The organism is Streptococcus sp. DD11 (genome assembly GCF_001578865.1).
In the GTDB taxonomy this organism is placed as follows: domain Bacteria; phylum Bacillota; class Bacilli; order Lactobacillales; family Streptococcaceae; genus Streptococcus; species Streptococcus panodentis.
In genome coordinates, this window is the sequence record NZ_KQ969393.1 from 4,331 (window position 1) to 17,795 (window position 13,465).

A 13,465-nucleotide genomic window follows, 5' to 3' on the forward strand; every position below is an offset into this window, starting at 1 on the left:
CCGGAGGGGTTCTGCTGGAGAGGGCCGACAGTCAGCATTTTTGGGCTGAGAGTCAGTTTACGGATGGTTCCCGCGGAGAAAAACTCCAGTCAGGTGTGGTCGGTCTGTCTTCACCATTTTCTGATAAGACAGCCAGCCAGCAGTATCTGACCATGGAGGGTCGGGCAATCTTTGACTTTACCATCCGTGATGTTGCCCAGTCTATCAAGCAGACGATTGAGGACAGCCCAGTCACAGCAGAAGAGATTGATTTTTTGCTGCTGCATCAGGCAAATATCCGTATCTTGGATAAGATGGCCAAGAAGCTTGGGGTGGCAAGGGAGAAATTTCCGGCCAATATGATGGAGTATGGAAATACCAGTGCGGCCAGTATCCCGATTTTATTATCTGAGTGTGTGGAGCAAGGACTGATCAAACTGAACGGAAATCAGACAATTTTGATGTCAGGTTTCGGTGGAGGTTTGACATGGGGCACGCTTATTGTTACAATTTAGTTAATCATGTGGAAACACAATGATAAAAAATATTTTATTTTTAAAGGAGTCTATCCATGGCAGTATTTGAAAAAGTACAAGAAATTATCGTTGAAGAACTCGGTAAAGAACCATCAGAAGTGACACTTGAGTCTACTTTCGATGATCTTGAAGCAGATTCACTGGATTTGTTCCAAGTGATTTCAGAAATCGAAGATGCGTTTGACATCCAAATCGAAACTGAAGAAGGTTTGAACACAGTTGGTGACTTGGTTGCTTACGTAGAAGAAAAAACTAAATAAACAAGGCACTGAGAGTATCGAGAGATATTCTCTCTTGTTTAGGTAATAGTTTGACTGTCAAAGTATAGAAAATACATCTAGCATGTAGTAGTTTGGAATCAAGCTATTACTTAAGCAATGGTAAAAGGAAGGTATTATGCAAACACGTATTACAGAACTATTGAATATTCATTATCCTATTTTTCAAGGCGGGATGGCCTGGGTCGCTGACGGTGACTTGGCCGGTGCTGTCTCTAAGGCCGGCGGTCTGGGAATTATCGGCGGCGGCAACGCTCCTAAGGATGTGGTCAAGGCCAATATTGATAAAATCAAATCCCTGACTGACCGTCCTTTCGGTGTCAATATCATGCTCCTGTCTCCCTTTGTGGAAGACATTGTGGATTTGGTCATTGAAGAAGGTGTTAAGGTCGTGACCACTGGGGCCGGCAATCCAAGCAAGTATATGACCCGTTTCCATGAAGCCGGCATCACGGTGATTCCGGTTGTGCCAAGTGTGGCTCTGGCCAAGCGGATGGAAAAGATTGGTGCGGATGCGGTTATTGCTGAGGGAATGGAAGCCGGCGGCCATATCGGGAAGCTGACCACGATGTCTCTGGTCCGTCAGGTTGTCGAGGCTGTCTCTATCCCGGTCATTGCGGCCGGCGGTATCGCTGACGGCTGCGGTGCAGCAGCTGGCTTCATGCTGGGTGCAGAAGCTGTGCAGGTAGGGACTCGCTTTGTCGTTGCCAAGGAATCCAACGCCCACCAAAATTATAAGGACATGATTCTCAAGGCTCGTGATATTGATACCACCATCTCTGCCCAGCATTTCGGCCATGCAGTCCGGGCTCTTAGAAACAAACTGACCCGTGATTTTGAAAAGGCGGAAAAAGAAGCCTTCAAGCAGGAAAATCCAGACCTGACTGTCTTTGATAATCTGGGTGCCGGTGCTCTGGCCAATGCGGTTGTCCGCGGCGATGTGGAAAACGGATCGGTCATGTCGGGACAAATCGCCGGTCTGGTCAGCAAGGAAGAAACAGTCGAAGAAATTCTGAAGGATATTTACTATGGTGCAGCTGAGAAAATTCAGCAGGAAGCAAAACGTTGGGCAGGAGTAAGCAGAAATGACTAAAACAGCTTTCCTATTTGCCGGTCAGGGAGCACAGTACTTAGGGATGGGGCACGACCTCTGCGAGCAGTATGAAGCAGTCCGCTCCACCTTTGATGAAGCCAGTCAGGTGCTGGGGTATGATGTCCGGGCTTTGATTGATGAGGATGAAGAAAAACTCAACCAAACCCGTTATACCCAGCCGGCTATTCTGACAACTTCGGTGGCAATCTATCGGCTCTTGGCTGAAAACGGCCTCCACCCTGATATGGTGGCCGGTCTCTCGCTGGGAGAGTACTCTGCCTTGGTGGCAGCGGGAGCGCTGGATTTTAAAACAGCGGTCGCTCTGATTGCCAAACGCGGCGCCTTCATGGAAGAGGCAGCTCCGGCTGGTTCTGGTAAGATGGTGGCAGTTCTCAATGCTGACCCGGCTCAGATCGAAGCGGCCTGTCAGGAAGCCAGCTCCTTGGGGGTGGTTTCTCCGGCTAACTACAATACCCCCAGTCAGATTGTCATCGGCGGGGATATTGCAGCGGTAGATCAGGCTGTGGAGCTTTTGAAAGCTGCCGGCGTCAAGCGCCTAATCCCGCTCAATGTATCAGGCCCTTTCCATACAGCTCTTCTCAAGCCTGCCAGTGACAGACTGGCTCAGGCCTTGGAAGCCGTTGAATTTTCTGATTTTGCGCTGCCCTTAGTCGGCAATACAGAAGCAGACATCATGGAAAAGGATAGAATCAAGGAACTCTTGACCCGGCAGGTCATGGAGCCGGTACGCTTTTATGACAGCATTGCAAGGATGCAGGCAGCCGGTGTGACGGATTTTATCGAAATCGGTCCGGGCAAGGTCCTGTCAGGTTTTGTCAAGAAAATTGATAAAACGGCCTCTGTCTGCCAAGTTGAAGATGTTGAAAGTTTCTTAGCACTTCTAGAAAAATAATGAGGATCATCATGGAACTACAAAATAAGAATGTGTTTATTACTGGCTCCGCCCGCGGAATCGGTCTGGCAGTTGCTCATAAATTTGCCAGTGTCGGCGCCAACATCGTTTTGAATGGACTAAGAGAGATTTCCGATCAGGTGCTAGCCGAATTTGCCGGCTATCCCGGCAAGGTTGTGGCAATCAGCGGAGATGTTTCCCAGTCTGAGGACGCAAAACGGATGACAGAAGAAGCCATTGCAGCTTTGGGTTCCGTAGATGTTCTGGTCAATAACGCCGGTATTACGCGGGACAAGCTGATGCTGAAAATGACCGAAGAAGATTTTGAGCAGGTGCTCAAGGTCAATCTGACAGGAACATTCAATATGACACAATCCGTCTTGAAACCGATGACAAAAGCCCGTCAGGGTGCTATCATTAACCTATCTAGTGTCGTCGGTCTGACCGGCAATATCGGTCAGGCCAACTACTCGGCTTCTAAAGCGGGACTGATTGGTTTTTCCAAATCAGTTGCCCGCGAAGTCGCTGCTCGCAATATCCGCGTTAACTGCATTGCCCCCGGCTTTATAGAATCAGATATGACAGATGTCCTGCCTGAAAAGATTAAGGAGGCATCGCTGGCGCAAATTCCTATGAAGCGCTTTGGGAGTCCGGAAGAAGTAGCTGATGTTGCTATTTTCCTAGCCAGTCAGGAATATCTGACGGGTCAGGTCATCACCATTGACGGCGGATTTACCATGCAGTAAGGTTAAAGAGAAAACAGACTGAAGACATTCAATCATCTAAATAAAGGAGCTCAAAATGAAATTAAATCGAGTTGTTGTAACAGGGTACGGTTTAACCTCGCCTATCGGAAATACTCCAGAAGATTTTTGGAATAACTTGAAAGAAGGAAATATCGGCATCCGTCCCATTAGCAAGTTTGATCACAGTGCATTTGATGTTCACAATGCCGCAGAAATTCAGGATTTTCCTTTTGATAAGTATTTTGTCAAAAAAGATACCAACCGCTATGATAACTACACGCTTTATGCGCTCTACGCTGCTCAGGAAGCAGTCAATAACGCTCACTTAGATGTTGAAGCGCTGGACAAGGACCGCTTTGGTGTGATTGTTGCTTCCGGTATCGGGGGAATCAAGGAAATTGAAGATCAGGTAGTGCGCCTGCACGAAAAGGGACCTAAGCGCATCAAACCTCTGACGCTGCCCAAAGCTCTGCCAAATATGGGAGCCGGCAATGTAGCGATGCGCTTCGGTGCAAATGGTATCTGCAAATCGGTCAATACAGCCTGTGCTTCTGCTAACGATGCAATCGGTGAAGCTTTCCGTTCCATCAAGTTTGGCTATCAGGATGTCATGCTGGTAGGCGGTTCAGAAGCTTCTATCACACCGTTTGCAATCGCTGGCTTCCAAGCTCTGACGGCCCTGTCTACGACAGAAGACCCAGAGCGCGCTTCTATTCCTTTTGACAAGGACCGCAATGGCTTTGTCATGGGAGAAGGAGCTGGTATTTTGGTGCTGGAAAGTCTGGAGCATGCTGAAAAACGCGGTGCAGCTATCTTGGCTGAGGTAGTAGGCTACGGCCATACTTGCGATGCCTACCATATGACCTCTCCGCATCCAGAAGGTTTGGGAGCGATCAAAGCGATTAAACAAGCCATTGAAGAGGCAGAGATTGAGCCTAAGGAAGTGGCCTATGTCAATGCCCATGGTACCTCAACACCGGCAAATGAAAAAGGAGAGAGCGGCGCCATTGTTTCCGTTTTGGGCAAAGATGTGGCGGTCTCCTCCACAAAGTCCTTTACAGGCCACTTGCTTGGTGCAGCCGGTGCTGTAGAGGCTATTGCAACAATTGAGGCCATGCGCCACAGTTTTGTGCCTAAAACAGCCGGAACCAAAGAACTGCCGGACTATATTGAAGCCAATGTCATCTATGGCCAAGGAAAAGAGCAGGAAATTCCATACGCTGTTTCCAATACTTTCGGCTTCGGCGGCCATAATGCCGTACTCGCCTTTAAACGCTGGGAGGCTTAATAGTCTATGAATATCAATGAAATTAAAGATTTGATGGCGCAGTTTGACCAATCAAGTCTGCGTGAATTTTCTTATAAGAATCAGAGCGATGAGCTGACTTTCAGTAAGAACGAAGGACAGGCCGTTGCTTCTGCTGTCAGCGCAGTGCCGCAAGCCGCACCGATTCAGGCTCCGGCAGCTCCTGCTGTCCCAGCAGCTTCCGCAGAAATTGCTGGGCCGCTTCCGGCAGAGGAAGCCGCTTCGGCAGACAGCCCAGCTGCAGCAGCCGAAGGTGAGGTCGTTGAAAGCCCTCTGGTTGGGGTTGCTTACTTGGCAGCCGGCCCAGACAAGCCGCCGTTTGTAGCTGTCGGGGATCAGGTCAAGAAAGGCCAGACCCTGATGATTATTGAAGCCATGAAAGTGATGAATGAGGTACCGGCACCGAAAGACGGCCTCGTCACAGAAATTTTGGTCCAAAATGAAGAAATGGTTGAATTTGGGAAAGGGCTGGTACGTATCAAATGATTGATATCAATGCAATAAAAGAAGCACTTCCGCATCGCTATCCCATGCTCTTGGTTGACCGGGTTTTGGAAGTCAGTGAAGATGAGATTGTAGCTCTGAAAAACGTCACGGTCAATGAGCCTTTCTTTAATGGGCATTTCCCTCAGTATCCGGTCATGCCGGGTGTGCTGATTATGGAGGCCTTGGCTCAGACAGCCGGTGTGCTGGAGCTGTCGAAGGAAGAAAATAAGGGCAAGCTGGTTTTCTATGCCGGTATGGACAAGGTTAAGTTCAAGAAGCAGGTCGTTCCCGGCGATCAGCTCATCATGACGGCTAAGTTTGTCAAGCGCCGCGGCACTATCGCAGTGGTGGAAGCTAAAGCAGAGGTGGATGGCAAATTAGCAGCCAGCGGCACCCTGACTTTTGCAATCGGCCAGTAGAGAAGAGGAGATTTCACCATGTTTCGTAAAATTTTAATTGCCAACCGTGGGGAAATTGCGGTCAGAATTATCCGTGCAGCCCGCGAGCTGGGAATTGATACAGTAGCCGTTTATTCAACGGCTGATAAGGAGGCTCTCCATACTTTCTTGGCTGATGAAGCGGTCTGTATCGGACCAGCCAAGTCCACTGATTCTTATCTCAATATGAATGCAGTTCTGTCGGCAGCTGTTTTAACAGGTGCAGAAGCCATTCACCCTGGCTTTGGCTTTTTGAGCGAAAACTCCAAGTTTGCGACCATGTGCGAGGAAGTCGGCATTAAGTTTATCGGACCGTCTGGTGCTGTTATGGACCTAATGGGGGATAAAATCAATGCCCGGACGCAGATGATTGAGGCCAAGGTTCCGGTTATCCCAGGCTCTGACGGGGAAGTTCATACTTCTGAAGAAGCCCTGCAAGTAGCTGAAAAGATTGGCTATCCTGTCATGCTCAAGGCTTCTGCCGGCGGGGGCGGCAAGGGGATTCGCAAGGTCGAAAAGGCTGAGGATTTGACAGCGGCTTTTGAGTCTGCTTCCAGTGAAGCCAAAGCGGCCTTTGGCAATGGTGCCATGTATATGGAGCGGGTCATCTATCCAGCTCGGCACATTGAGGTGCAGATTTTGGCCGATCAGCAGGGTCATGTCGTGCATCTGGGGGAGCGTGACTGTTCGCTGCAGCGCAACAACCAGAAAGTCTTGGAAGAAGCACCGTCTGTGGCTATCGGCAAGACTCTCCGCCAGCAAATCGGGGCGGCTGCCGTTCGGGCGGCTCAATCAGTCGGCTATGAAAACGCCGGCACGATTGAGTTTCTGCTGGACGAGGACAAGGGTGAATTTTACTTTATGGAAATGAACACCCGCGTTCAGGTGGAACATCCGGTGACAGAATTTGTCACTGGCGTGGATATTGTCAAGGAGCAGATCCGAATCGCAGATGGTCAGGAGCTGTCCTTTTGTCAGGACGGCATTGAAATCAAGGGCCATGCTATTGAATGCCGAATCAACGCTGAAAATCCTGCCTTTAACTTTGCGCCCAGCCCGGGGAAGATTTCCAATCTTTACCTGCCGAGCGGAGGAGTGGGCCTGCGTGTAGACTCAGCGGTCTATCCCGGCTATACTATTCCCCCTTACTATGACAGTATGATTGCTAAGATTATTGTCCACGGGGAAAATCGCTTTGATGCCCTGATGAAGATGCAGCGGGCCCTCTACGAACTGGAAATTGACGGTGTCGTGACCAACAGCGGTTTTCAGCTGGATCTGATTTCCGATTCCAATGTTATTGCCGGCGACTATGATACCGCCTTTTTGATGGAAAAATTCCTGCCGGCTTATCAGGAAAAACAATAAAGAACTTCAAGTGACAGGGTCTTTTCTGATTTCTGCCTATTCGCTGATTTGTCGGTTTCATACTCTTCCAACTATGTCAGCTCCTGCCGAGTGTGCTGATGATTTTCATTGAGTATAGGTTGCCGGCTTTTACCAATCAAAGACAAGACGCTGGCGTGAAATGAAAAGGCCAGGCTCAAACGATGGGAGTCGTCTGAGCCTCCAAACTTGAAAAGGAGAAAAGGTAAACGATGGCTTTGTTTTCAAAAAAGGATAAATATATCCGAATCAATCCCAACCGGGCGAGTCGTGAGAAACCTCAAGCGAAGCCTGAGGTTCCTGATGAACTCTTTTCAAAATGTCCCGGCTGTAAGCACACCATTTATCAAAAGGACTTGGGGGACGATCATGTCTGCCCTAACTGCGGTTATACTTTCCGTATCTCTGCCTTTGAGCGGCTGCATCTGACAGTGGATGAGGGCAGTTTTGAGGAATTGTTTACAGGGATTGAAACCAAGGATCCCTTAAATTTTCCTAATTATCGTGATAAATTGGCTGCGACCCGCCAAAAGACCGGCTTGGATGAGGCTGTTCTGACTGGAACAGCGGTAATTAAGGGGCAAAAAACTGCTCTGGGAATCATGGATTCAAACTTTATCATGGCGTCCATGGGGACAGTTGTCGGAGAAAAGATCACCCGTCTTTTTGAGTATGCGCTGGAAGAGGAGCTGCCAGTGACGCTGTTCACGGCTTCCGGCGGTGCCCGCATGCAGGAAGGGATTATGAGCCTGATGCAGATGGCCAAGATTTCGGCTGCAGTGCAGAAACACTCTCAGGCCGGTCTTTTCTATCTGACCGTTTTGACGGATCCGACGACTGGCGGCGTGACGGCTTCTTTTGCCATGGAAGGCGATATTATTCTGGCGGAAACACAGGCCTTGGTTGGTTTTGCAGGCCGTCGGGTGATTGAGTCTACTGTGCGGGAGAAACTGCCGGATGATTTTCAAAAGGCAGAATTTCTGCTGGAACACGGCTTTGTTGATGCGATTGTCAAACGCGGTGATTTGCGGGCGACGATTGGCAGTCTCTTGGCATTTCATGGAGGAGAAGTATGACAAGAATTACTCGGATTATCAAAGAGGCACGTGATCAGGGGCGGATGACTGCACTGGACTATGCGCAGGGAATCTTGGATGGCTTCATCGAGCTGCACGGAGATCGCTCTTTTCGGGATGACGGTGCAGTGATTGGCGGTATTGGAAGCTTAAAGGGCCGTCCGGTGACGGTAGTCGGTATTCAGAAAGGCCGCAATCTGCAGGACAATCTCCGCCGCAATTTCGGTCAGCCGCATCCGGAAGGCTATCGCAAGGCTCTCCGGCTCATGAAGCAGGCTGAGAAATTCGGCCGTCCGGTTGTGACCTTTATCAACACTGCGGGAGCTTACCCCGGTGTCGGTGCAGAGGAGCGCGGTCAGGGAGAGGCTATTGCCCGCAACCTCATGGAAATGAGCAATCTCAAGGTACCAATTATTGCCATTATCATCGGTGAGGGCGGCTCTGGCGGAGCTTTGGCTTTGGCGGTTGCTGATAAGGTCTGGATGCTGGAAAATTCCATGTATGCTGTGCTCAGTCCGGAAGGCTTTGCTTCTATTCTTTGGAAGGACGGCAGCCGGGCCATGGAGGCTGCAGAGCTGATGAAAATCACGTCTCATGAGCTGCTGCAGATGAAAGTGGTGGATAAGGTCATTCCTGAAAGAGGCTTTAATAATCATGAATTGCTGGCAGCTGTCAAGGAAGAAATTGCAGCTGAACTGGACAGCCTTTCACAGCTGCCGCTGGAAGAACTGCTGGAAAATCGCTACCAACGATTTAGAAAATACTAAGAGGGAGCCGGGAGGCTTCTTTTTTGTAGCGCTCCATTTTCCTCTGATAGTCTTTTCCTTTGCTTTTAGTAGTGGCGGTGGGACAGAACTAAATTTTTAAAAATTTAGTTCGTTGTCCCAGCCCCGCGAGGATGATTAGGAGCTTTTTGGAGTCTAAAAGACGAACAAAAAGTCCAATCAGCTACCGCGTCAAGAGTTTTTTACCAAAACAAAGCGAGACTGAAGAACTTTTGTCTCAGCCTCAGCCCAAAAGCAGGAAAGCGAGGGAAGGTCATAGGGATGAAACAGAAGGCTTATAATATTTTAGTTTGATAATAAGGGTTAAATTCTATTTATCAAGCTGATATAAAATATATATTATACAAGTTTCTGCTCCTATGTTAAGATAAAACTTAATCAAAAGAAATGAGGAAATTTTATGCCAGAATTTACAATCCACACGATTGAGTCCGCACCAGCCGAGGTTAAGGAAGTTTTGGAAACAGTCCAAAAAGACAACGGCGGCTTTATTCCAAACTTAATCGGTCTCTTGGCCAATGCGCCGACGGCTTTGGAAACCTACCGCACAGTGGGAACCATCAACCGCCGCAACAGCCTGACACCGACTGAGCGGGAAGTGGTGCAGATTACGGCTGCTGTAACCAACGGCTGTGCTTTCTGTGTGGCTGGTCATACTGCTTTCTCGATTAAGCAGATTCAGATGAATGATGATCTTCTGGAAGCCCTCCGCAACCGGACACCTATTGATTCTGAGCCAAAACTGGATACTCTTGCAAAATTTACCATTGCAGTTATGAATACCAAGGGGCGGGTCGGTGAGGAAGCCTTTGCGGACTTTTTGGAAGCAGGCTATACTCACGAAAATGCTTTGGATGTCGTTTTGGGTGTCAGTCTGGCAACCCTCTGCAATTATGCCAATAATCTGGCCAATACACCGATTAATCCAGAGCTGCAGCCGTATGCTTAAGTCAAGGAGGTCCCAATGACATTTTTTTCAGAAGAATTTATCACTTGGTTGGATGAGCATGCAGACCAAATTGATAAGGAATCCTGTCAGGCAGCTGACCAGCTGGTCGAACGGATTGCTGCCGAAGGAGCTTATCGCGTCGGTGTTCCTGAGGAACTGGGAGGCAGCGGCGGCAATGATGCCGACGTCATCGAAGTCCTCAAGGAACTGGCCCGGCATTCTCTGACTGCTTCTTTCATTTCTTGGGGGCAGAGAACCTTTATTGACAATATTATCAAAAGTGACAATCCTTATTTTAGAGAGCATTATCTGGAAGGGCTCCTGTCCGGTGAATATGCCGGCGCTACTGGTCTTTCCAATGCAGTCAAATTCTTGTCTGACCTGGAGGAGCTGAATGTCAGTATTGTGGAAGAAGAGGGGCAGCTCTATCTGCAAGGGCGTTTGCCTTGGGTAACCAATGCTCGCTCTGACCGTTTTATCAGTGTTTTTGCTGCTGATTTCGAAAAGGGCGGCCGCAAGCCGTTGGTCATTGCTGTGCCTTCTGATGCAGAAAACTTCTCTCGCTCAGCAGATTTGGAATTTGTTTCCCTGCAGGGCGGCAATACGGCTTCTCTGACGTTTAACCGCGTCCCTCTGAAAGAGGAATGGGTTCTGGCTCAGGATGCTCAGGCCTTTCTGGCCCAAAATCGGCCGGCCTTTCTGGGCTATCAGTTTGGCTTGGCCCTTGGTTTGGCGGAGCGTTCGCTGGCTGAGGTAGAAGCCAATCTCTCCGTCCGCTCTGTTTTAAGAGAAGAGTGGGAGGAGCAGCTGGATGCCCTGACTGCTATTCAGGAAGCCCTTTATAGCGGATTGTTGAAGGAGGGCTATTTTGTCCAGCATCCCCGGGAACTCTTTCAACTACGGATTGATATTGTGGATGTAGTGGCCCAAAGTCTGCTTTTAGAATTACAGGCTGGCGGCGGACGCGGTTATTTCAGCAATTCCACATCCGGCTTTATCCGTCGGTGGAATGAAGGAGCCTTTCTGCCGATTGTCTCACCCAGTGCGGTGCAGCTGCGGCATATTTTAGAAGTTTCTTAAAGGAAGGAACATGCTGCTAGAAAATGAGCGAGACTGATTGCAGCTGTCAGCTCGTTCATTTTTGCTCTTCCAGCTCATTTCGTACTCTTTGAAAATCGAAGATGACACTTCTTTACGGAAGACCCATCCGCCGGAGTCTTATACGGTATCTTCCCAAAGCTCAATCTCTCTGTGGGTGAGGGCGCAGCCATCATGGGAGTCTGTCCCACCGCCTATCTGCATCGGGTTTGCCTTGTCATCTTCGGTTTTCTTTGAGTATCATTGCCAAAAGACTATAAGGAGTGTATCTGTGAAGCTAAGTCGTCCGCCTCTGCTCTTATCTGGTCTGATTTTGGGGCTTTTTGGCTTGGCCAATCTTTTATCAGCCTATCATTCTTTCTTTTTTCATTTTTTTAACGGTTTGGCTCTCTTGCTCTGGCTTTATCTGACAGCTGCTTTTTTGCTCTTTAGGCAATCATATTGGCTGGACCTGCAAAAGCCGCCGCTCTGTTCCAGTTTTGCCACCTATCCTATGGCCAGTATGCTGCTGGCTTCCTATCTGAGCAAGCTGGGCTGGGTGCGGATAAGTCAGCTGCTGTGGTATGCGGCCTTGCTGCTGCACCTGTGGCTGATTGTTTTTTTCACTTGGCGGTATCTGGTCAGGGCTAAACAGTGGTCAGTTACGCCCAGCTGGACGGTTCTCTATGTAGGGCTTGCTATGGCCGGTCTGACCAATGGAGTTGTCCAGCAGCCGATGCTAGGCTGCCTGTCGATTGTTTTTGGCCTGCTAACGAGCCTCTTGCTGTATCCCTTGATCTTTTGCACTTTGAGAAAGACCGGTCTGCCGGACGCTCTCAAGCCGCAGTGGGCCATCTACTGTGCACCTTTCTCGCTTCTCTTGGGAAGCTGCATCCGCTTAGCGGGTGCTGACGCGAAGGGCTGGTTTGTCGTCTTGCTGCTTTTTCTCTCGCAGGCTTTTTACCTGCTGGTCCTTTTTCTCCTGCCTAAAATCTTTCGTTTGGGCTTTCAGCCTTCCTGTTCAGCTCTAACCTTCCCCTTGGTTAATACAGCCTTTTCCCTGAAACTGGGGCTTGACTTTCTGCAATGGAAAAGCCTGGTTTGGCTCAGTCATCTGGAAGCCGCCTTAGCATGCGCTGTGCTAATTTCTGTTTGCTGGGGGTACATTGGCCTTTTATTCCTAGAAAAAGACGGGACATCGTTCTAAATATAGACAAAAATCCGAGCGGACTCGGATTTTTTTATCTTATAGAGGCTGAATGATTTCCAGTCCGCCCATGTAAGGACGGAGGACCTCAGGAACGGTCACGGAGCCGTCTTCATTTTGGTAATTTTCCAAGATAGCAGCCACTGTACGTCCGACAGCCAGTCCAGAACCGTTGAGGGTATGGAGGAGTTTGACTTTTCCGTCTGCTTCATCGCGGTAGCGGATTTGCGCCCGGCGGGCTTGGAAATCTTCTGTATTAGAGCAGCTGGAAATTTCACGATAGGTATTCTGAGCAGGGATCCAGACTTCCAAGTCGTAGGTCTTGGCAGCAGAGAAGCCCATGTCTCCTGTGGAGAGAGCAACCACGCGGTAAGGCAGATTCAGCTTTTGCAGGATATTTTCCGCATTGGCTGTCATCTTTTCCAGCTCTTCATAGGATTCTTCCGGCTTGGCAAACTTGACCATCTCCACCTTATGGAATTGGTGCAGGCGAATCAGCCCGCGGGTGTCACGGCCGGCAGAGCCAGCTTCAGAACGGAAAGATGGGCTCATGGCAGTGAAATAGATAGGCAGGTCCTTACCGTCCAAAATCTCATCGCGGTAGTAGTTGGTCAGGGGAACCTCAGCCGTCGGGATGAGCACAAAGTTGGTATCAGTCAGCTCAAAGGTGTCTTCCTTGAACTTAGGATATTGACCAGTCCCAAACATAGAGTCATGGTTGACCATGTAGGGCGTGATGACTTCTGTATAGCCTTCTTTGCCATGCTCGTCCAGCATGAAGTTGTAGATGGCGCGTTCCAGTCGCGCGCCCAAGCCCTTATAAAAGAGGAAACGGGCCCCGGTGACTTTTGCCCCGCGTTCCCAGTCCAGAATATCCAGTTCTTCGCCCAGATCCCAGTGGGCCTTGGCTTCAAAGTCAAATTGGCGCGGTGTGCCCCAGCGGCGGACTTCAACATTGTCGTCTTCATCCGCTCCGATTGGCACGCTGTCATGGGGAATGTAGGGCAGGGTGGTGGTGAATTCGGTCAATTTGGCATCCAGCTCAGCTAAAGCTGCATCCAGAGCCTTAACATCGGCAGACAGTTTCTGCATGGCAGCAATCTTGTCGCTGGCATCTTCCTTATTGCGTTTGGCTTGTGCAATTTCGGCGGAAACGGTATTGCGCTCAGCCTTGAGCGACTCAACCTTGACCAGCAGCTCACGGCGTTCTT

General features: G+C 49.4%; 15 protein-coding genes. 14 read left to right on the forward strand and 1 reads right to left on the reverse strand.

Going from position 1 to position 13,465, the window contains the following annotated elements; genetic code table 11:
* The 14 genes from STRDD11_RS03315 to STRDD11_RS03380 form a co-directional block, all read left to right on the forward strand.
* On the forward strand, window positions 1-494 hold a 494-nt coding region (locus tag STRDD11_RS03315; RefSeq protein ID WP_277592698.1), incomplete at its 5' end, for a 3-oxoacyl-[acyl-carrier-protein] synthase III C-terminal domain-containing protein.
* Window positions 495-550: 56 nt separating this feature from the next.
* Complete coding sequence (locus tag STRDD11_RS03320; protein ID WP_002893611.1) at window positions 551-775, forward strand: acyl carrier protein; 225 nt, start codon at window positions 551-553, stop codon at window positions 773-775.
* 136 nt (window positions 776-911) lie between these two features.
* Window positions 912-1,886, forward strand: a complete 975-nt coding sequence (gene fabK, locus STRDD11_RS03325) for an enoyl-[acyl-carrier-protein] reductase FabK (protein WP_128835395.1) — start codon at window positions 912-914, stop codon at window positions 1,884-1,886.
* On the forward strand, window positions 1,879-2,799 hold the full coding sequence (gene fabD, locus STRDD11_RS03330) for an ACP S-malonyltransferase (RefSeq protein WP_128835397.1): 921 nt from the start codon (window positions 1,879-1,881) through the stop codon (window positions 2,797-2,799). The genes fabK and fabD overlap by 8 nt, the downstream gene beginning before the upstream one ends.
* Window positions 2,800-2,810: 11 nt before the next feature.
* On the forward strand, window positions 2,811-3,545 hold the full coding sequence (gene fabG / locus STRDD11_RS03335) for a 3-oxoacyl-[acyl-carrier-protein] reductase (RefSeq protein WP_128835399.1): 735 nt from the start codon (window positions 2,811-2,813) through the stop codon (window positions 3,543-3,545).
* 55 nt (window positions 3,546-3,600) lie between these two features.
* On the forward strand, window positions 3,601-4,833 hold the full coding sequence (gene fabF, locus STRDD11_RS03340; RefSeq protein WP_128835402.1) for a beta-ketoacyl-ACP synthase II: 1,233 nt from the start codon (window positions 3,601-3,603) through the stop codon (window positions 4,831-4,833).
* 6 nt (window positions 4,834-4,839) lie between these two features.
* A complete protein-coding gene (gene accB / locus STRDD11_RS03345; RefSeq protein WP_128835404.1) occupies window positions 4,840-5,337 on the forward strand; it encodes an acetyl-CoA carboxylase biotin carboxyl carrier protein in 498 nt (165 codons plus the stop codon).
* Window positions 5,334-5,756, forward strand: a complete 423-nt coding sequence (gene fabZ, locus STRDD11_RS03350) for a 3-hydroxyacyl-ACP dehydratase FabZ (RefSeq protein ID WP_002896886.1) — start codon at window positions 5,334-5,336, stop codon at window positions 5,754-5,756. Before accB ends, fabZ begins: the two co-directional genes overlap by 4 nt.
* Window positions 5,757-5,774: 18 nt before the next feature.
* Complete coding sequence (accC, locus tag STRDD11_RS03355) at window positions 5,775-7,142, forward strand: acetyl-CoA carboxylase biotin carboxylase subunit (RefSeq protein ID WP_128835406.1); 1,368 nt, start codon at window positions 5,775-5,777, stop codon at window positions 7,140-7,142.
* A 230-nt stretch (window positions 7,143-7,372) separates the two neighbouring features.
* Window positions 7,373-8,236, forward strand: a complete 864-nt coding sequence (gene accD, locus STRDD11_RS03360) for an acetyl-CoA carboxylase, carboxyltransferase subunit beta (protein ID WP_128835409.1) — start codon at window positions 7,373-7,375, stop codon at window positions 8,234-8,236.
* On the forward strand, window positions 8,233-9,003 hold the full coding sequence (locus STRDD11_RS03365) for an acetyl-CoA carboxylase carboxyl transferase subunit alpha (RefSeq protein WP_128835411.1): 771 nt from the start codon (window positions 8,233-8,235) through the stop codon (window positions 9,001-9,003). The genes accD and STRDD11_RS03365 overlap by 4 nt, the downstream gene beginning before the upstream one ends.
* Before the next feature lie 418 nt (window positions 9,004-9,421).
* Entirely contained in the window at window positions 9,422-9,970 is a 549-nt protein-coding gene (locus STRDD11_RS03370) for a carboxymuconolactone decarboxylase family protein (protein ID WP_128835413.1), read from the forward strand.
* Between the two features lie 15 nt (window positions 9,971-9,985).
* Window positions 9,986-11,050, forward strand: a complete 1,065-nt coding sequence (locus tag STRDD11_RS03375; protein WP_128835416.1) for an acyl-CoA dehydrogenase family protein — start codon at window positions 9,986-9,988, stop codon at window positions 11,048-11,050.
* Between the two features lie 289 nt (window positions 11,051-11,339).
* Complete coding sequence (locus tag STRDD11_RS03380) at window positions 11,340-12,254, forward strand: TDT family transporter (protein WP_128835419.1); 915 nt, start codon at window positions 11,340-11,342, stop codon at window positions 12,252-12,254.
* Between the two features lie 39 nt (window positions 12,255-12,293).
* Here STRDD11_RS03380 and serS read toward each other — a convergent pair.
* On the reverse strand, window positions 12,294-13,465 hold a 1,172-nt coding region (gene serS / locus STRDD11_RS03385), incomplete at its 5' end, for a serine--tRNA ligase (RefSeq protein ID WP_241209297.1).